General features: G+C 71.0%; 16 protein-coding genes. 5 read left to right on the top strand and 11 right to left on the bottom strand.

Annotation, left to right across the window (positions count from 1 at the left end; genetic code table 11):
• The first annotated feature begins 484 nt into the window (after positions 1 to 484).
• Positions 485 to 4342 carry a hypothetical protein gene (locus tag ACH4LD_RS04920; protein WP_398054573.1) on the top strand — a complete coding sequence of 1286 codons (3858 nt, stop codon included), beginning with the start codon at positions 485 to 487 and terminating at the stop codon, positions 4340 to 4342.
• Between the two features lie 379 nt (positions 4343 to 4721).
• Here ACH4LD_RS04920 and ACH4LD_RS04915 read toward each other — a convergent pair whose 3' ends face one another.
• Both ACH4LD_RS04915 and ACH4LD_RS04910 read right to left on the bottom strand, forming a co-directional pair.
• The gene (locus tag ACH4LD_RS04915) at positions 4722 to 6050 is read right to left on the bottom strand and encodes a class I SAM-dependent RNA methyltransferase (RefSeq protein WP_398054504.1); all 1329 of its coding nucleotides are present in this window, start codon (positions 6048 to 6050) and stop codon (positions 4722 to 4724) included.
• A gap of 324 nt (positions 6051 to 6374) precedes the next feature.
• Positions 6375 to 8423 (bottom strand): APC family permease, encoded by a 2049-nt coding sequence (locus ACH4LD_RS04910; protein WP_132783308.1) that lies wholly within the window; start codon positions 8421 to 8423, stop codon positions 6375 to 6377.
• 161 nt (positions 8424 to 8584) lie between these two features.
• On the opposite strand from ACH4LD_RS04910, the gene ACH4LD_RS04905 reads away from it, so the two are divergent.
• The 3 genes from ACH4LD_RS04905 (at position 8585) to ACH4LD_RS04895 (ending at position 10137) form a co-directional block, all read left to right on the top strand.
• Positions 8585 to 8734, top strand: coding sequence for a hypothetical protein (locus tag ACH4LD_RS04905; protein WP_167347930.1), 150 nt, complete (start codon positions 8585 to 8587; stop codon positions 8732 to 8734).
• 63 nt (positions 8735 to 8797) lie between these two features.
• Entirely contained in the window at positions 8798 to 9469 is a 672-nt protein-coding gene (locus ACH4LD_RS04900; RefSeq protein ID WP_014675526.1) for a TrkA family potassium uptake protein, read from the top strand.
• Positions 9469 to 10137 (top strand): TrkA family potassium uptake protein, encoded by a 669-nt coding sequence (locus ACH4LD_RS04895; protein WP_014675525.1) that lies wholly within the window; start codon positions 9469 to 9471, stop codon positions 10135 to 10137. Before ACH4LD_RS04900 ends, ACH4LD_RS04895 begins: the two co-directional genes overlap by 1 nt.
• Before the next feature lie 131 nt (positions 10138 to 10268).
• Here ACH4LD_RS04895 and ACH4LD_RS04890 read toward each other — a convergent pair whose 3' ends face one another.
• The 8 genes from ACH4LD_RS04890 to ACH4LD_RS04855 form a co-directional block, all read right to left on the bottom strand.
• Positions 10269 to 11021, bottom strand: coding sequence for a DUF3159 domain-containing protein (locus ACH4LD_RS04890; RefSeq protein ID WP_103815975.1), 753 nt, complete (start codon positions 11019 to 11021; stop codon positions 10269 to 10271).
• 3 nt (positions 11022 to 11024) lie between these two features.
• Positions 11025 to 11423: an OB-fold nucleic acid binding domain-containing protein gene (locus ACH4LD_RS04885; RefSeq protein ID WP_078629620.1), complete on the bottom strand. Its 399-nt coding sequence runs from the start codon at positions 11421 to 11423 to the stop codon at positions 11025 to 11027.
• A gap of 157 nt (positions 11424 to 11580) precedes the next feature.
• Positions 11581 to 12300, bottom strand: a complete 720-nt coding sequence (locus ACH4LD_RS04880) for a response regulator (protein WP_398054505.1) — start codon at positions 12298 to 12300, stop codon at positions 11581 to 11583.
• Positions 12294 to 14852 carry an ATP-binding protein gene (locus tag ACH4LD_RS04875; RefSeq protein ID WP_398054506.1) on the bottom strand — a complete coding sequence of 853 codons (2559 nt, stop codon included), beginning with the start codon at positions 14850 to 14852 and terminating at the stop codon, positions 12294 to 12296. Before ACH4LD_RS04875 ends, ACH4LD_RS04880 begins: the two co-directional genes overlap by 7 nt.
• A gap of 136 nt (positions 14853 to 14988) precedes the next feature.
• Entirely contained in the window at positions 14989 to 15684 is a 696-nt protein-coding gene (locus tag ACH4LD_RS04870; protein ID WP_398054507.1) for an ABC transporter ATP-binding protein, read from the bottom strand.
• A 186-nt stretch (positions 15685 to 15870) separates the two neighbouring features.
• Positions 15871 to 16632, bottom strand: coding sequence for a DUF3710 domain-containing protein (locus ACH4LD_RS04865; protein WP_014675519.1), 762 nt, complete (start codon positions 16630 to 16632; stop codon positions 15871 to 15873).
• 1 nt (position 16633) lies between these two features.
• Positions 16634 to 17185: a dUTP diphosphatase gene (dut, locus tag ACH4LD_RS04860; RefSeq protein ID WP_103815971.1), complete on the bottom strand. Its 552-nt coding sequence runs from the start codon at positions 17183 to 17185 to the stop codon at positions 16634 to 16636.
• Positions 17182 to 17766: a PaaI family thioesterase gene (locus ACH4LD_RS04855; protein WP_398054508.1), complete on the bottom strand. Its 585-nt coding sequence runs from the start codon at positions 17764 to 17766 to the stop codon at positions 17182 to 17184. The genes dut and ACH4LD_RS04855 overlap by 4 nt, the downstream gene beginning before the upstream one ends.
• Positions 17767 to 17933: 167 nt before the next feature.
• On the opposite strand from ACH4LD_RS04855, the gene ACH4LD_RS04850 reads away from it, so the two are divergent.
• Positions 17934 to 18398: a DUF3093 domain-containing protein gene (locus ACH4LD_RS04850; protein ID WP_103815969.1), complete on the top strand. Its 465-nt coding sequence runs from the start codon at positions 17934 to 17936 to the stop codon at positions 18396 to 18398.
• Here the strand turns inward: ACH4LD_RS04850 and ACH4LD_RS04845 are convergent, their stop codons facing one another.
• A complete protein-coding gene (locus ACH4LD_RS04845) occupies positions 18399 to 19313 on the bottom strand; it encodes a hypothetical protein (protein ID WP_398054509.1) in 915 nt (304 codons plus the stop codon).
• Between the last annotated feature and the right edge of the window lie 13 nt (positions 19314 to 19326).

Raw genomic sequence — 19326 nt, 5'->3', positions numbered from 1 at the left:
AGATCAATGATTTCTCAAGCAGCCCCTGATTCGAGTGCCGTGTGCTACGTACACCGACTCCCCCTTGCGATCCTTCCAGACCGGCTCGCTTGTCCAATCCGCGGATCCGCGGATAGCGTCCTCCCGCGCTGATCGACACCCGTCAGAACCCCCGCTTTTCTGAGGAAATCGCATGCCTGAAAAGTCACGCTGCCGCACACGAAGAGGCCGGCGAATACGTGTCCGGCTGAGAACCGCTGCCGTCGCCCTGACGCTTGTGCTGCCGTCGTCCGCCGCGGGAGTCGTGGCCGCGCAGCAGGCCGCGGCGGCGGACGACACCGGTCCGTCCCCGGTCTCCACCCCCGCGCCACCACTGCCGGAAAGTCAGCCCGACGGCCCCCTGGGGACCACCCGTCCGCCGGACGACTCGGGCATGACGGAAGTCCAGCAGTCGGCTCTGACACAGGCGCAGACCCAGGCAGCGGACACGGGCGAATCCGTCCGAGTGGATGCCTTGACCACCGAGACCGCCACGGTCCGGGCCAACCCGTCCGGAACCGTGACCTGGACGACGAGCCTCTTCCCCCAGCGCATCCGCGACCACGGTTCCTGGGTGCCTGCCGATGCCACACTCCAGTCGGACTCCGACGGCACCTACAGCCCCAGGGCAGCAGCCGAACCCCTCGTCTTCTCCGGCGGCGGCTCAGGCCCCCTGGTGACCATGACCAGCGGCAAGACGCGGCTGAGCTTCTCCTGGCCGAAGGAACTGCCCCAGCCCACCGTGGCCGGCGCCACCATCACCTACCCCGACGTACTCAAGGACGTCGACCTCAGGCTGACCGCCGACACACTCGGCGGCTTCTCCGAAGTGATCGTCGTCAAGACCGCCGCCGCGGCAGCCGATCCCGCACTGGCCACCCTGAAACTCACCACCCAGACCACAGGCGTCACCGTCACCGACGACGGTCACGACAACCTGCAAGCCGCAACCCCCGCCGGACAGGTCATGTTCAGCGCGCCGCAGCCGCTGATGTGGGACTCCTCGACCAGCGGCACCACCACGCAGGCACGCCCGGCACTCACCACCGCAGGCTCAGCGGCCTCCGATGCCCACGGGCCCGGCGTCGGTGCGCACATCGCCCGCGTCGGCGACGACGTCGACGGCTCCACCCTCTCCCTGACTCCCGATCACGACCTGCTCACAGGCTCGGCCACCCGGTACCCCGTCTACATCGATCCCAGCTGGAACCCGCACTACGCCACCGGCGGCAAACAGCACTACATCGAGACCCAGCAGGGCTGCCCCTCGGCAAAGAACTACGACTCCACCCAGTACGGAGACCCAGGCGTCGGCTACAACAGCTGGTCGGGCTGCATCGGCGTCGAACGCTCCTACTTCCAGCTCGCCGTCCCCTCCGCCGTCTGGGGCACGCACATCGTGTCCGCCACAGTCGACGTCAAGGAGAACTACTCCGCCAGCTGCAGCCTCTCCTCCGACGTCAAGCTCTACCTGACCGGGTCCATCAGCTCCAGCACCACCTGGAGCAACAAGCCCTCGCTCGCCAAGTACCTGGCGACCAAGAGCTTCGGCCCCGCCTGCACCAGCCAGCCCTCGGGAGGCTTCTCCGTCACGTCCACCATCGCCCAGAAGGCCGCCGCCAAGAACTCCAGTTGGACCTTTGCGCTGGTCAACAGCCAGGAAAGCAGCTCAGACGGCACCTACTTCAAGCGGTTCGCCAACAACCCGTCCATGTCCATCGAGTACAACCACACCCCCACCAAGCCGAGCAGTCTGACGGCCAAGTTCGGCACGCACTCCGTCGGCTGCGGGACCTCGACCCCCGCGGTCGTCGGCAAGTCGATCGCCACCACGCCGCCCAGCCTCAACGCGGTGATCAGCGACGGCGACAAGGACGCCCTCGCGGCCACGTACAAGTACTGGGTGAACGGCGGTACCGCCACCACGACCACCAGCGCGACCGTCGCCAGCGGGCAGAACGCGCCCAAGCTGCTCTCTTCGACGTTCATGAGCGGGCTGAAGACCGGAGACGTGGTCGGCTGGAACGTGCACTCCAGCGACGGCGAGGACACCAGCCCCACATCGTCCAGCTGCCACTTCACCGTCGACCTCACCGCACCGGACCCGCCCACCGTCAAAAGCGCCGACGGGCGCTATCCCGAGGACACCGCCGGCATCACAGCCGCCGGTACCCCCGGCACCTTCACGCTCAGCACGGACAGCGCGACCAAGTTCCTCTACCGGCTGGACGTGAGTCCACCCACCGTCAACACCCCCGCCTCCGAGGTCATCCCCGCCTCCGGCAACACGGCCAAGATCACCCTCACGCCCACCGCCCCCGGCACACACACGCTCTACGTCTACGCCGTCGACTCCGCCGGCAACACCTCCGGCCAGGAGCAGTACCAGTTCACCGCCCTCGGCCACGCCGGCCAGACCTACACCAGCCTTCAGGACGCCTTCAACAACACCGCCGTCACCAGCGACAGCAGCCAGTCGGCCGGCGACGCGGACGGAGTCGGCTCGACCATCTCGCTGCAGGACCTCAAGGCCGCGGGCTGGCAGCCCGGAGGCCGGATCACCGTGGACGGTGCCGGCTTCACGCTCCCGAACTTCGGTGCGGCGTCCGGCGACAACGTCATGGCCGCCAACCAGACCATCCAGATGAACGGAGCCACCGGCCGGGCACTGGTCTTCCTCGGCTTCTCCACCTACGGCATGATCGCCTCCCAGCGCGACGACAGCGACTACAGCAGCCCCGTCGTCCCCGACGGCACCGCCGTCGGCGGGAGCGAGTGCACCCTCGGCAACGGCCAGTACGAGGACTGCCAGCCGGGCGGCCCCAACGGCTCCATCACCTACGCCGACGGCACGACATCACAGAGCTATCACCTGAACATGCCCGACTGGGTCTACGGCTCCCACGACCTCGCCGCCGTCACCCTCCCCCACCGCAACCACGTCAACGGCACCCAGGAAACCCGCAGCACCGACATCTACGCCTTCTCCATCCCCCTCAAGCCAGGCACACCGATCAACTCGATCACCCTGCCCGACCTCAGCGACTCCGCCCGCCAGTACGTGCCCGGACTGCACATCCTCGGCATGGCCCTCCGGGACACCACCAGCGCACCGAACGGAGCCGCCTGGACCAGCGCCTGGAGCGCCCCCAACGAAGGCTCCTTCAACTACGAGGGAACCGACTACAAAGACCAGACCTTCCGCATCGCCGCCGACCCCAGCGTGGCCGGCTCCAGCGTCCGCATTCGGCTCTCGAACGCCCTCGGCCGCAGCCCCCTCACCATCGACCACACCACCCTCGCCACCCAGTCCTCCGGCGCCACCCCGACCGCGACCCCGACGGACCTGACCTTCAACGGCGGCAGCAAGTCGGTCACGCTCCCCGTCGGAGGCGAGATCTACAGCGACCCCGTCACCTACACCGCGAACCCGGGCCACCGCGTCATGATCAGTCTCCATCTGGTCAACGACGTGCCGTACCTCGTCCAGCACAGCTGGGCGACCGCCACCACCCAGTACGTCAGCGCCGTCGGATCCGGCGACCACACCAGCGACACCAGCGCCGGCGCCTTCACCGGCACAGGCGTCTACTCCGGCTGGTTCGCCGACATCCTCACCGGCATCGACGTCACCACCGGTGACACCCGGCCGACCGTCGCCGTCCTCGGTGACAACCTCATCGACCCCTTCGCCGCCGACACCACCACCACACCCGTCAACAGGATCTCCGACCAACTCGCCACCGCACTGCGGACGAACGAGCAGGGCGTCCCCGACTACGGCGTCGTCGCCACCGGCATCGAGAACAACCGGCTCTCCGCCGACCAGACCGGCCAGGGCGGCCCGGCCGTCCTCACCCGCCTCGACCGCGACGTCCTGGACCTGCCCGGCATCACGACCGTGATCATCGACGAGGGACTCAAGGACATCCTGGCCGGAACCGACGACACGACCCTCGAAGAGTCCTACGGGCTGCTGCGCGACCAGCTCAGAGCCTGGGGCATCAAGGTCGTCTACACCACCCTCACCCCATGCCACGGCTACGCACCCTGCACCACCGACAACGACGCCGACCGGGCAGACGCCAACACCTGGATCACCGACCAGACCGACTACACCACACCGACCGTCACCTACGCCGACGCCGAGCAGACCGTCGCCATCCCCGACCCCACCAGCGCGGCCGACCCACCGGCCCTGATACTCAACCCGGGCACCGCACCGTCGGACTACGACCCCGGCGACCACGTCAACCTCACGGCCGACGCCTACCACGCGATCAGCGACGCACTCGACCTGACCACCCTGGGACCCGACGCGTAGCGTCGACCGTCCACTTGGCCCCGTCGGTCGTCTGGTGACGCTGATGGTCAAATCGGGGCTCGTCTGACGTCGGTCCCCGGGACACGGTTGTGGCCCGGGGACCGACGTTTTCGCTGCGGGTGCTATGAGCGACGATGAGGACGGACGGGTCCGACGGGACACCGCTAACGCTCCATCAGGTCGAGCGTCATATGAGCGTCAGAACTGCCCCACACGGACACCGCAAAGACCCGCGGAATGACACGTCCGTCTCCTCGTCACCGAGCGAGACCGCAGGTCAGCGGCGTAGGTCGGGCATGCTGCCTGCCGCACGTCGTACGCTTGGGGAAACAGGTCGAGCCCGCCCGGTCGCACCTGAAGCAGCTATGAAAGCCGCAGGTCAGAGGCCCTTTGCAGCCGGCTCAAGAATCGCCACGCACTCCACGTGCGACGTCATCGGAAACAGATCGAACGCCCGGAGCGTCCGCACCCGGTAGCCGCCCTCGCGGAAGTACCCCAGATCCCGGGCCAGCGCAGCGGGATCGCAGGCGACGTAGGCGATGCGGCGGGCCCCGAGGGAGGCGAGGTGGGCGACCGTGTCGCGGCCGGCACCGGCGCGGGGCGGGTCGAGGACGATCAGGTCGACCTCGGTGATGCCGGTGCGCGGCAGGACCGACTCGACCTTGCCCTGCTCGACGCGGACCCGCGGGAAGTCGGCCAGATTGTGCCGCGCGTCCTCCACCGCCCGCTTGCCGGACTCGATGCCGAGGACCGCGCCCTTCTCGCCGAGGCGGTCGGCGAGCGCGCCGGCGAAGAGGCCGGCACCGCAGTAGAGGTCCAGGGCCGTCTCGCCCTTGCGGGGCAGCAGGCCCTGCATGACGGCGGTGACGAGCGTGTCCGCCGCCTTCGGGTGGACCTGCCAGAAGCCGCCGTTGCCCACCCGGTGCGTACGGCCGTCCGCGCGTTCGCGGACGAAGGGGCGGCCGTGGACGCGGTGCACCCCGCCGGACTTCTCGTCCACCCGCAGGACCGACACCGGCCGGTCCAGTTCGACCAGCGGGAGGCGGGCACCCGGGCGCGGGGTGAGGATCACCTGGCGGTCCTGGGACCCGGTCGCCGCGATGGCCTCGACCGATTCCATGCCGGCCCAGTCCCGCTTCTCGATGCCCAGCTCGCTGACGCCCGCCGCCGCGATCATGCAGTGGTCGATGCGCTCGACCTCGTGCGAGCGGTGCCGGCGCAGACCGGCGTGGCCCTCGGCGTCGACGGCGTACTGGACGCGGGTGCGCCACTGCGGGACCTGGCCGGCGGGCAGCTTGTCGCCCTCGGCCGGGACCACGGTGCCGTCCCAGCCCGCCTCCTCGGGGGTGAGGCCGGCGAGCCGCTGGAGCTGTTCGGCGATCACCTCCGCCTTCAGCCGGCGCTGGGCGCCCGGCTTGGCGTGCTGCCAGTCGCAGCCGCCGCAGCGGCCGGGGCCGGCGAAGGGGCAGGGGGCCTCGATGCGGTCCTTGGAGGCCTCCAGGACCCGTACGGCGTCCGCGCGCAGGAAGCGGGCGCCTTCCTCCCCCTCGGTCACCCTGGCCACCACCCGCTCGCCGGGCAGCGCGTGCCGGACGAACAGCACCTGTCCCTCGGGGGTACGGGCGATGCAGTGGCCGCCGTGGGCGACGGGGCCGATCTCGACCTCGTACTCCTCGCCCACCAGAGACTTGGTCGGTTCTGCCTGCATGGTGGGGTGACTCCAGACCGGGAAATCGGGGAAAGGGGGCGGCCCGCACCGGCGGGCCCGACAACAGCCCACCAGTCTACGGCCTTCCCGACCCGTCCCGGACCTCGCCCGAGGGCTCCGTCGACGAGGACTCGGACTTCGCCCGGGCCCCCTCGACGCCCACGCCGACTCCGACTCCGACGCGGCGCCGAGTCCGACCGACACGACGCCGAGTCCGACTCCGACTCCCACGCGACGCCGGCTTCGACACCGACGCCGACACGACGCCGACTCCGAGTCCGCCTTCAACGCGACGCCGACGCCGACGCCCCGCCCCGCGACGGCTCACTCCTTGCCCGACGGCTCCTTCGGCCGCACCACCGCCGGACCGCGCCGGACGGCGCCCGGTGCGTTCCACTCCTGCCGCTTGCGGGCGCGGGCCCGGGCGGCCTCCGAGGAGGCGAGCTGGTAGGGGACGGAGGTGACCATCACGCCGGGTGTGAACAGCAGACGGCCCTTGAGGCGCAGCGCGCTCTGGTTGTGCAGCAGGTGCTCGTACCAGTGGCCGACCACGTACTCGGGGATGATCACGGAGACCGCGTCGCGCGGGGACTCCTTGCGCAGGCCCTTGACGTACTCGATGATCGGCCGCGTGATCTCGCGGTACGGCGAGTCCAGGACCTTGAGCGGTACGTCGATCCCGCGCCGCTCCCACTCCTCGCGCAGCGCCTTGGTCTCGGCCGGGTCGACGTTGACGGTCAGCGCCTCCAGGGTGTCCGAGCGCATCAGCTTGGCGTAGGCGAGGGCGCGCAGCGTCGGACGGTGGATCTTGGAGATCAGCACCACCGAGTGCACCCGCGAGGGGCGGACCATGTCGTCGGCCGGGCCCTCGGGCGCGGCGATCTCCTCGGCGACCCGGTCGTAGTGCTTCCGGATCGCGGTCATCGTCGCGTAGAAGATGCACATGCCGAGCAGGGCCACCCAGGCGCCGTGCGTGAACTTGGTGACCAGGACGACGACGAGCACCAGGCCGGTGAAGAAGGCGCCGAACGCGTTGATCGCCCGGGAGCGGATCATGTGGCTGCGCTTGGCCGGGTCCTTCTCGACCCGGAGGTGGCGGTTCCAGTGCCGGACCATGCCGGTCTGGCTGAGCGTGAAGGACACGAACACGCCGACGATGTACAGCTGGATCAGTCGGGTGGAGTCGGCGCCGTAGATGAACACCAGCAGCATCGCGGCGCCCGCGAGCAGCACGATGCCGTTGGAGAAGGCGAGCCGGTCGCCACGGGTGTGGAGCTGGCGCGGCAGGTAGCGGTCCTGGGCGAGGATCGAGCCGAGCAGGGGGAAGCCGTTGTACGCCGTGTTGGCGGCCAGGAACAGGACGAGCGCGGTGGCGGCGGCGAGGAGCACGAACAGGAAGCTGCCCTTGCCGAAGACCGCCTCGGCGACCTGGGAGATCACCGGGTTCTGGACATAGCCGGAGCCGAGCGGGACGCCGTTGTGCAGCAGGTCGGTGGCCGGTTTCTCGGCCATGCGGACCTTGGTGGTCATGGCGAGCGCGATGATTCCGCAGAACATGGTGACGGCCAGCAGGCCCATCATGGCGAGCGTGGTGGCCGCGTTCTTCGACTTGGGCTTGCGGAAGGCCGGGACGCCGTTGGAGATGGCCTCGACGCCGGTGAGGGCGGCACAGCCGGAGGAGAAGGCGCGCAGCAGCAGGAAGACGAGCGCGAAGCCCGCGAGACCCTGGTGCTCGGCCTTGATGTGGTAGGCCGCCGTCGGCGCCCGCATGGTGTCGCCGAGGACCAGGCCTCGGAAGGCGCCCCACGCGATCATGATGAAGACGCCGCCGACGAACACGTACGTCGGGATGGCGAAGAGCTTGCCCGACTCCTTCACGCCCCGCAGGTTCATCAGCGTCAGCAGCACGATCACGGCGGCGGCGCAGAACACCTTGTGCTCGACCACGAAGGGGATCGCGGAACCGAGGTTCTCGATGCCGGAGGAGATGGAGACGGCGACGGTGAGGACGTAGTCGACGAGCAGCGCGCTGGCCACGGTGAGGCCGGCCTTGGGGCCGAGGTTGGTGGTCGCGACCTCGTAGTCGCCGCCACCGCTCGGGTAGGCGTGCACGTTCTGCCGGTACGAGGCGACCACCGTGAACATCAGCACGACGACCGCGACCGCGATCCAGGGGCTGAAGTGGTAGGCCGACACGCCCGCGATGGACAGGACCAGCAGGACCTCCCCCGGCGCGTAGGCGACGGAGGACAGCGGGTCGGAAGCGAAGACTGGGAGTGCGATGCGCTTCGGCAGGAGCGTTTCACCCAGCCGGTCACTGCGCAGTGCGCGCCCGATCAGGATCCGTTTGGGCACGTCGGTCAGTTTGGACACGAGAGAGGATCGTAAGCCTTCGAACTGGCACCCGCCCACCCGGCGTGCTGGATCTGCCTCACGAGTGAAATCGGGGGCGCACGGAACTACGGAATCCGTGCTTCGTGTGCCCGCCGTGCCTAGATGGCAAACCCCGCCTGTCATCGCACTTCGGAGGTTCCATGCCAGCGACCGCGGAGCTGATCGGGGCGCTGCTGGCCCTCGGCGGCCTCGGAATCCTGACCCTGTGCAGCGTGCGCAGCATCACTCGCCGACGGCTCCCGCCCCCGCCCGCGGCACAGGGGTGCCCACCGCGCGGCGCCCGTGTGTAGCTTTGGGCGTCGGTCTGAGACCCTGATGCTGAGCAGTAGCTTTTGGACACCGGAAGGACGGTCGTGCACATCGTCATCATGGGCTGCGGAAGAGTGGGTTCCGCTCTTGCCCAGACCCTGGAGCAACAGGGACACACGGTCGCCGTGATCGACCAGGACCCCACCGCCTTCCGTCGGCTGGGCCCGGGATTCGGGGGTCGCCGGGTCACCGGCGTCGGCTTCGACCAGGACACCCTGCGCGAGGCGGGCATCGAGGAGGCCGGTGCCTTCGCCGCCGTCTCCAGCGGCGACAACTCCAACATCATCTCCGCGCGCGTGGCACGCGAGATGTTCGGCGTGGAGAACGTGGCGGCCCGTATCTACGACCCCCGCCGTGCCGAGGTCTACCAGCGCCTGGGCATCCCCACCGTGGCCACGGTGCGCTGGACCGCCGACCAGATGCTGCGCCGCCTGCTGCCCTCCGGGGCCGAGCCGCTGTGGCGCGACCCCACCGGCGGGGTACAGCTGGCCGAGGTGCACGCCTCCCCGAAGTGGGTCGGCCACAAGATCAGCAAGCTGCAGGAGGAGACGGGCGTCCGGGTGGCGTTCCTGACCCGCCTGGGCGAGGCGATCCTGCCCACCTCGCAGACGGTGCTGCAGGAGGGCGACCTCGTGCACGTGATGATGCGGACGGACGACGTGGACAAGGTCGAGGCGGCGTTCGCCGGTGGCCCGGAAGAGGAGGGCGGTCACTGATGAGGGTCGCCATTGCCGGGGCCGGCGCCGTCGGCCGCTCGATCGCGGGCGAGCTGCTGGAGAACGGCCACGAGGTCCTGCTGATCGACAAGGCGCCGACCGCCATCTCGGTCGAGCGCGTCCCGCAGGCGGAGTGGCTGCTCGCCGACGCCTGCGAGATCACCTCCCTGGACGAGGCGGCGTTGCAGCGCTGCAACGTCGTGATCGCCGCGACCGGCGACGACAAGGTGAACCTGGTCGTCTCGCTGCTCGCCAAGACGGAGTACGGCGTTCCGCGCGTCGTGGCCCGGGTGAACAACCCGAAGAACGAGTGGCTGTTCAACGAGGCCTGGGGCGTCGACGTCGCCGTCTCCACCCCGCGCCTGATGTCCGCCCTGGTCGAGGAGGCGGTGAGCGTCGGCGACCTGGTCCGGCTGCTCCGCTTCAGCCACGGCGACGCCAACCTCGTGGAGCTCACCCTGCCGGAGGAGTCGGCGCTGGCCGGCACCCAGGTCGGGGACGTGCAGTGGCCGGAGGACACCTCCCTGGTCACGATCATCCGCGGCACCCGGGTGCTGACGCCCTCCAAGGAGGACTCCCTGGAGCCGGGCGACGAACTCCTCTTCGTGGCCGCGCAGGCCCGGGAGGAGCAGCTGGAGGACCTGCTGTCGGTGCGGCGGGAGGACTGACCGCGCCACGACGAAGGGCGCCCTTGTCGCCAAGGGCGCCCTTCGTCGTCGTGAGCCCGGCCCAGCATCCCCCCGGCGAAGCCTGAGCGGCTTCCGCCGGCGGTGCGGCTCAGCCCTCCCGGCGGTGCGGCTCAGCCCTCCCGGCGGTGCCGGCCGCCGGCCGCCTCGGCGGCGGCCTTCCTCTCCTCGGCCGCCTTCTCCTCCGCCTCCATCTCCGCGAACACGTCGATGGGCGCGGGCGCCTTGGCGAGGAAGACCCAGGTCAGCCACACCGCCAGCAGGAACGGCGGGATCTTCAGGATGACCAGGACCCAGCCGAGCTGCGCGGTGTCGGCCCACCAGTACAGCGGGAAGAGGATCGCGCACTTGGCGAGCAGGATCAGGCCCCAGGCCCAACTGGCCTTCGCGTACGCCTTCTTGCGGCCGGGGTTACGGGTGCGCCAGGAGAGGTTCTCCTTGAAGATCGGGCCGAGGATGAGACCGATCAGTGGCACACCGGCCAGGGTCGTGATGATGTACGCCAGCGCCATGCCCAGCGTGTAGAGCATGCCGGGGAGGTAGAAGTCCTTGGCGTTGCCCGTGAACATCGCGAACACGACACCGAAGGCCACGCCGAACACACCGCTGAAGGCGTGTTTGACGGTGTCCTTCATCGCCAGCCGGACGACGACCAGGATCAGCGACAGGGCCAGCGCGGCGATCGCCGCCATGTGCAGGTTCTTGTTGACCGTGAAGATCGCGACGAAGAGCAGGCCCGGCAGGACCGTCTCGACCATGCCGCGGACCCCGCCGAAGGCCTCGAACAGCGCCGCCTCGGTCACCGCGCGGGCGTCGTCGGGCTGAGTCTGGTCGGTGTCTTGGGTCGGCTTGTCGAGGGACGTCACCGGCTACTCCCGTCCGAGGGGTCGCAGTTCGTATTTGGGGTTGAACAGCACCCGGCGGCCCCGGCTCATCGAGATCCGGCCCGATGCGATCAGCTTGCGCCCCGGTTCTATCCCCACGATGGAGCGCCTGCCGAGCCACACCACGTCCAGCGCCGCGGAGCCGTCGAACAGCTCGGCCTCCAGGGCCGGGACTCCGGCGCGCGGGCGCAGGGTGACCGTGCGCAAGGTACCAGTTACGGTGACGATCTGTCGGTCGTGACAGTCACCGATCTTCGTGCACCCGGCCGTCTCCGCGTCCTCGCGCAGCTCCTCGGACTCCAGGTCCTCCTGCGACGAGGAGAGCCGGTCGAGCATGCGCCGGAACCGGCCGGCCGGCTTTTCGGAACGAGGAACAGCAGTCATACCTGAAGCGTACCGGGGTGCGCCGACAGGGCCGTAGCGCAGCTCACTTCCGCCTCCCGCCGCTCTCCGCGGCGCGGCTCGTCCCGCGGCGGCCCCTCCCCGTGGCGGCCCATGCCTGTGGCTCGGCCCACGCCCAAGGCGCGGCCCATGGCTCGGCTCATGTCTCGAACCGGTAGCCCATCCCCGGCTCGGTGATGAAGTGCTTCGGGTGCGACGGGTCCGACTCCAGCTTCCGCCGCAGCTGGGCCATGTACACCCGCAGGTAGTTGCTCTCGGTGCCGTACGACGGCCCCCACACCTCCTGGAGGAGCTGCTTCTGGCTGACCAGCCGGCCGGTGTTGCGGACCAGCACCTCCAGAAGATGCCACTCGGTCGGGGTGAGCCGGACGTCCTTGCCGCCCCGGTTGACCTTCTTGGCGGCGAGGTCGACGGTGAAGCCCTCGGTCTCCACGGTCGTCACGTCGTCCTCGCCCGGCCCGGCCGGCTCGGCCCGGCGCACGGCGGCCCGCAGCCGCGCCAGCAGCTCGTCCATGCCGAACGGCTTGGTCACGTAGTCGTCGGCGCCCGCGTCCAGCGCCTCGACCTTCTCGTCGGAGGAGTGGCGGGCGGACAGCACCAGGATCGGCACCCGGGTCCAGCCGCGCAGGCCCCTGATCACCTCGACGCCGTCCATGTCGGGCAGGCCCAGGTCGAGGACGACCACGTCGGGGTGGCGGGAGGCGGCCAGTTCGAGCGCGGTCCGGCCGTCGGGGGCCGCGTCGACCTCGTACTTGCGCGCCTTGAGGTTGATCACGAGGGCGCGCACGATCTGCGGCTCGTCGTCGACCACGAGCACCCTCGTGGAGGTCTGGGGGGACCCCCCAGCCGGGCTCACCATGTGGCCTGCCTTTCCGGTTCGGTACGGGATTCCCCGCGAGGGAGCGGCTCGGGACGCTGTCCTGCCGCGCGCAGGCTCAGCACCATGGTGAGCCCGCCGCCCGGCGTGTCCTCGGCGGTGAGGGTGCCGCCCATGGCCTCGGCGAAGCCCCGGGCGACCGCGAGGCCGAGCCCCACGCCGGCACCGCGCGGAGCGTCACCGTACCGCTGGAAGGGCTCGAAGATGCGGTCCTTGGCCTCGTCCGGGACGCCCGGGCCGCGGTCCACCACGCGCACCTCCACGCGGTCGGCGATGGCGCTCGCGGCCACCAGGACGCGCCGCCCGGGCGGGCTGTACTTGACTGCGTTCTCCACCAGGTTGGCCACCGACCGCTCCAGCAGCCCGGGGTCGACGGCGACCATGGGCAGCGTCTCGGGCACGTCGAGCTCCACGCTGTCCTCGGGCACGCCGCCCAGCGCCATCGGTACCACCTCGTCGACGTCGATCTCACGGATCAGCGGGGTGACCGTGCCGGTCTGGAGGCGGGACATGTCCAGGAGGTTGCCGACGAGGTGGTCGAGCCGGTCGGCGCCCTCCTCGATGCCCTCCAGCAGCTCCGCCTGATCCTCCTCGGACCAGGCGACGTCGTCGGAGCGCAGGGACGACACGGCGGCCTTGATGCCGGCCAGCGGGGTGCGCAGGTCGTGGCTGACGGCGGCCAGCAGGGCGGTGCGGATGCGGTTGCCCTCGGCGAGCGTGCGGGCCCGGTCGGCCTCCTCCTTCAGGCGCCTTCGGTCCAGCACGACGGCGGCCTGGGCGGCGAACGCGGCGAGCACCCGGCGGTCCGCCGCGGGCAGCACCCGGCCGGTGAGCGCGAGCGCCATGTGGTCGCCGACGGGCATGTCGACGTCGGCGTCCTCGGGGCGCTCCAGCGGCGGCCCGAAGCCGGCGCGGCCCGCGCACGTCCAGGGCGCCACGTCGCTCGCGCGTTCCAGCAGGGCGGCCGACTCCATCGCGAAGGTCTCGCGGACCCGCTCCAGCAGCTCCTCCAGGCTCGTCTCGCCCCGCAGCACGTTCCCGGCGAGGAAGGAGAGGATCTCGGACTCCGCGCGCAGCCGGGCGGCCTGGTGGGTGCGCCGGGCGGCGAGGTCGACCACCGAGGCGACCGCCATCCCCACCCCGAAGAAGATCGCGATGGCGACGATGTTCTTGGGGTCGGCGACGGTCAGCCGGTGCAGCGGCGGGGTGTAGAAGTAGTTCAGCAGCAGGGAGCCGAAGGCCGCCGAGGCCAGGGCGGGCAGCAGACCGCCGAGCAGGGCCGCCGCGACGGTGACGGCCAGGAACAGCAGCATGTCGTTGGCGAGGCCGAGGTCGACGGCGTTCAGCAGCACCGCGAGGATCGCGGGACCGGCCAGACCGACCGCCCAGCCCCAGATGATCCGGGCCCGCCCGAGCCGGCCGCCCCGGGCCACGGGCAGTCCCCGGCCCCTGGCGACCTCTTCGTGGGTGACGATGTGCACGTCCAGGTCGGGGCCGGAGTCCCGGGCGACCGTGGCGCCGACGCCGGGACCGAAGACGTACTGCCAGGTCTTGCGGCGGGAGGAGCCGAGCACGATCTGGGTGGCGTTCACCCCGCGGGCGAAGTCGAGCAGGGCGGCGGGGACATCGTCACCGACCACATGGTGGAACGTTCCGCCGAGGTCCTCGACCAGGGTGCGCTGGACGGCCAGCTCCTTCGGGGAGGCCGAGGACAGCCCGTCGCTGCGGGCGATGTAGACGGCCATGACCTCACCGCCGGCGCCCTTCTCGGCGAGCCGGGCGGCCCGGCGGATCAGGGTGCGCCCCTCGGGGCCCCCGGTGAGGCCCACCACGATCCGCTCCCGGGAACCCCATATCGTCGAGACCCGGTGCTCGCTGCGGTAGGCGTTCAGGTACGCGTCGACCCGGTCGGCCACCCACAGCAGCGCCAGCTCGCGCAGGGCGGTGAGATTGCCGGGGCGGAAGTAGTTGGACAGGGCCGCGTCGACCTTGTCCGACTGGTAGATGTTGCCGTGGGCCATGCGGCGGCGCAGGGCATGCGGGGACATGTCGACCAGCTCGATGTCGTCGGCGCGGCGCACGACCTCGTCCGGGACGGTCTCCCGCTGCCGCACCCCGGTGATCGACTCGACCACGTCGCCGAGTGACTCCAGGTGCTGGATGTTGACGGTGGAGACCACGTCGATGCCGGCGGCCAGCAGTTCCTCCACGTCCTGCCAGCGCTTGGCGTTGCGGGAGCCGGGGACGTTGGTGTGGGCCAGCTCGTCCACGAGCGCGACGGCGGGCGCCCGGCGCAGGACGGCCTCGACGTCCATCTCGCCGAAGACGGCGGACCGGTACTCCAGCTCCTTGCGCGGTACCTGCTCCAGACCGTGCAGCATCACCTCGGTGCGCGGCCGGCCATGGCACTCCACGAACGCGACGACGCAGTCGGTGCCCCGCTCGACCCGGCGGTGCGCCTCGGAGAGCATGGCGTAGGTCTTGCCCACGCCCGGTGCCGCACCGAGGTAGATCCGTAGCTTGCCGCGTGCCATGGCCCCATTGTCTTCCCGTGCCTGTCGTCTACGCAGCGTCGACCTTACGGTCCACGATCACGGCGAACGGGACGGGGAGTGCGAGCAGGGGGCAACTTTGACGGAACCCTGATGAGCCCACCGCGGGCCGCACGGCTCAGTGCTCGGTGATCTCCCCGTCGCGCAGCTCCAGCACCCGGTCGGCCAGGTCCAGCAGGGTCGCGTCGTGCGTGGCGACCAGCGCCGTGACCTGCTCGCTGTGGACGACGGCCCGCAGCAGCTCCATGACGGCGTGTCCGGTCTCGGCGTCGAGCTGGCCGGTGGGTTCGTCGGCGATGAGCAGGGCGGGCCGGTTGGCGAGGGCGCGGGCAATGGCGACCCGCTGCTGCTGGCCGCCGGACAGCTCACCGGGCCGCTGGGCCGCGTGCCCGGCCAGCCCCACGAGGGAGAGCAGCAGCTCGACCCGCTCCTCGCGCTCGCGCGGGTCGGCCCGCCGCAGCCGCAGCGGTACGCCGACGTTCTCGGCGGCGCTGAGGATCGGGATGAGCCCGAAGGACTGGAACACGAACCCGACCCGGTCCCGCCGCAGCCGCAGCAGCTCGCTCTCGCCGAGCCGGGCGAGATCCCGCCCCTCGACCTCCACCCGCCCCTGGTCGGGGGTGTCCAGCCCGCCGACGATGTTCAGCAGGGTGGTCTTGCCGGACCCCGACCGCCCTTTCAGGGCCACGAGTTCCCCCCGGGGCACCTCGAAGGACACCCCGCGCAACGCGTGCACGGCGCCGGCCCCCACGCCGTACGACTTGTGCACGCCCTCGACCCGCACCATGGTCTCGGTGACCACCTGACCGCTCATGCCCCTCCCCCATCGACCGGCCGCCAGTATCACCGGAGGGGACAGCGCCCCGAAAGGGGCGCGGGAAACTGCGCGAGCGACCACGACGGACCCGCGCCCGGCAACGGCGGATCCTCATCCGCGCGACCCCGCACAAAGCGGGCCGCACCCCCGAGGGGCACGGCCCGTGTATCGCTGCTGAAGCCGTCAGCGGACTTCCGTGATCTCCGGACCCCGCTGCAACTGCCCCATCCCCCCGGAGAACCGCGAGCCCTCCTCCTGCTGGACCCCCTCGGGGACCATCTGCGCGTCGTTCGGCAGCTTGAGGACGATCGGGTCGCGCGGGGCCATCGGGCCCTCGCCGCGGACCACGACGGTGTCCCGGAAGATCTGCTCCAGCAGCCCGGCGGCCTGCGGCTGCACCGCGCCCTGGCCGGAGATCACCCCGCGCAGGAACCACCGCGGGCCGTCCACGCCGACGAACCGGACGACCTGGAAGCCGCCGGTGCCGTCCGGCAGCTGCACCGGCACCTGCGCGCGCAGCTCCCACCCCAGCGGGCCCTCGACCTCGTCGACGATGCCACCCTGCTGGGTGATGCCGGACGCGATCTCCTCACGGACCTCGCCCCAGATGCCCTCGCGCTTGGGCGCGGCGAACGCCTGGAGCTGGATGGCACTGTCGCGCAGCACGACGGTCGCGGCGACGATGGCGTCACCGGCGACCTCGACCCGCAGTTCCATGCCGTCGACGCCCGGTACGAACAGACCGCCGAGGTCCACGCGGCCCTCGGCCGGGTCGCGCACCTCGCTGCTGTCCCACGGCCCGTCGGGCCGCGGTCCGGGCTCCAGCCGGACGCGCTCGCGCTCGGCCTCCTCCTCGTCCGCCTCGGTGTCGACGCTGTCGACGACCTGCTCGGCCTCGCCGGCCGCGTCCTCGGCGGCACCCTTCTTCTTGCGACGTCCGAACACGTCACTGTCCTTCCCGGTCGGATACGACCGAAGCGTATCGATTCCCACCCGTCGGACCGCCCTCGGCGGCCTGACCGCTTGTGCCGCTCTCGCCGCCCACCGCGGCATGGCCACCGGTGGACCCGAAGCCCCCTTCGGCCCGCGCCGAGCCGGGAAGTTCCGCGACCTCCTGGAAGCGGACCTTCTCGACCTGCTGGACGACCAGTTGGGCAATCCGGTCGAAGCGCTCGAACCGCACGCTCTCGCGCGGGTCGAGATTCACCACGATCACCTTGATCTCCCCACGGTACCCGGCATCAACCGTCCCCGGGGCATTCACGAGGGCGACACCGCAGCGGGCGGCGAGACCGGAACGCGGATGTACGAAGGCCGCGTACCCCTCGGGCAGGGCGATCGACACACCCGTGGGGAGGACGGCCCGTTCTCCGGGCGCCAGCTCGCACGCCTCGGTGGTGCGCAGATCGGCTCCGGCGTCCCCGGGATGCTCGTACGCCGGAAGCGGTACGTCCGCGTCGACGCGCCGGATCAGGACGTTCAGCGGGTCTCGGCTCACGGGTTCACCTCGAAGGCGCGGGTGCGCCGGATCTGGTCCGGGTCGTCCATGGCGGCCCGGATCTCCGCCGGGCGGCCGTGGTCGATGAAGTGGTCCACCTTGACCTCGATGAAGAGGGCGTCGGCGCGGACGGCCACCGGCCCGTCGGGGCGGCCGATGCGCCCGGTGGCGGTGGAGTAGATCTTCCGCCCGGCGACGGCGGTGACCTCGGCCTCCAGGTACAGCGTGGTGCCGACGGGCACGGGCCGTACGAAGTCGGTCTCCAGCCGTCCGGTGACGGCGATGGTGCGCAGCAGCCAGTTCAGCGAGCCGAGGGTCTCGTCCAGGGCCGTGGCGAGCACTCCGCCGTGCGCGAGGCCCGGGGCGCCCTGGTGGGCGGGCTGCACGGTGAACTCGGCGGTCAGCGAGACGCCCTCGCCGGCGCGGGCCTCCAGGTGCAGTCCGTGTGGCTGCCCGGGGCCGCACCCGAAACAGTGTTCGTAGTGGGCGCCGAGGAGTTCCCCGGGCGCGGGCGCGTCGGGGTGCCGTACCGGTTTCACCGCGTCGGCGGGAGGCTGAAGAGCTGCGGAACTACCACTCACAGCCGCAGACCTTACCCGCCCGCCCGTCACCCACCACCGCCCTGCTCGACAGCGCTACGCGCCGACAGCCCAACCCGCCCGCCACCCACCACCGCCCTACTCGACAGCGCTTCGCGCCGAGCGCCCCGGCTCCGGTGGTGTGCGGATCCCGTGCCAAGCTTGGCTTCATGCAGCTCTCCGCCACCCCGTACGAAGAACGCCTCACCGCCCCCCGCTCGTGGTGGCTGATCAGCTTCCTGGTGGGGGTCTCGTTCGCCCTGATACTGCTGCCCTTCGGCACCCTGCCGCTGCTCGGCGGCCTGGTCGGCGGTACGGCCGCGGCGGCGGTGGTGGCCAGCGCCTACGGCTCCCCGCGGATCCGGGTCGTGGGCGACTCCCTGATCGCGGGCGAGGCGAAGATCCCCGTGGCGGCGCTGGGCGAGGCGCAGATCCTGGACGCGGAGGAGGCCCGCGCCTGGCGGACGTACAAGGCCGACACCCGGGCGTTCCTGCTGCTGCGCGCCTACATCCCGACGGCACTGCGCGTGGAGGTCACGGACCCGCAGGACCCGACGCCGTACCTGTACCTGTCGACGCGGGAGCCGGAGAAGCTGGCCGCGGCGATCGAGGCGGCACGCAAGGCGCACGCCTAGTCAGAGTCCGTCGGGCAGCTCGCGCAGTCTCAGCGGTTGCGCCGGCTTCTCCAGCGGCGGCAGCTCCGGCAGCTCGTCCCAGGGCACCTGGATCTTGCGCAGATCGGCCCGGATACGGGTCGCGAGTCTCTTGGTGTCCCGGCGGTTCATGACCGCCCCGACCGTGGCCCCGACCATGAACGGCATCAGGTTGGGCAGGTCGCGCACCATCCGCTTCATGATCTGCTGGCGGAGGTGGCGCTTCATGTGGCCGCCCATGGCCGTGTCGTACGTCGACGGCTTCATCACGTCGATCCCGCGCTCCCCCGACCAGGAGGACAGATACGCGGCGGAGCGGGTCTTGAGGTTCCCGGGCGGGCGTACGCCGTAGACCTCGTGCAGTTCGGCGATGAGCTTCAGCTCGATCGCGGCGACCCCGGTGATCTCCGCGGCCAGTTCGGTCGGCATGGCCGGCGGCACCGGCAGCATGGCCGCCGCTCCGATCCCGGCTCCGACCGTCGAGGTGCCGGCCGCCGCACCCGCCACCAGCTTGTCGGCCAGTTCCTCGGGTCCGAGGCCGGGGAACTGGCCCCGCAGGGTCGCGAGGTCGCGTACGGGGATGCGCGGGGCGATCTCGATGATCCGGTCCGCGAGGTACGCCAGCCCCGCGCGAGCCCGGCTGCCGCCCTTACGGGCGCCTTCCCGGGCCAGATCCCGGGCCTTCTCACGGATCACCGCCGCCCGGCGCCGGGCGACGGGTGCGGGGTTCTGCGCCGACGCGGGCAGGTTCTCCCGGTCGGCCGCCGGTTCGAGCGGGGCTCCCGTCATCGGTGAGCCCCGCTCGCCGTCACGCGCGCCGTGCGGGCCGCCGAGCGGCCCTTGGTCCGCTTTCCGCAAAGGGAAGCGGCGCTTCCGGGGAGGGGTCGAGCCAGACACGGCCGACCCGTCC

The sequence above is a fragment of the Streptomyces sp. NPDC017676 genome (assembly GCF_044329325.1).
In the GTDB taxonomy this organism is placed as follows: domain Bacteria; phylum Actinomycetota; class Actinomycetes; order Streptomycetales; family Streptomycetaceae; genus Streptomyces.
The sequence above is the reverse complement of the archived record's forward strand: the minus strand, read 5'-3'. Positions and strand labels throughout refer to the sequence as shown.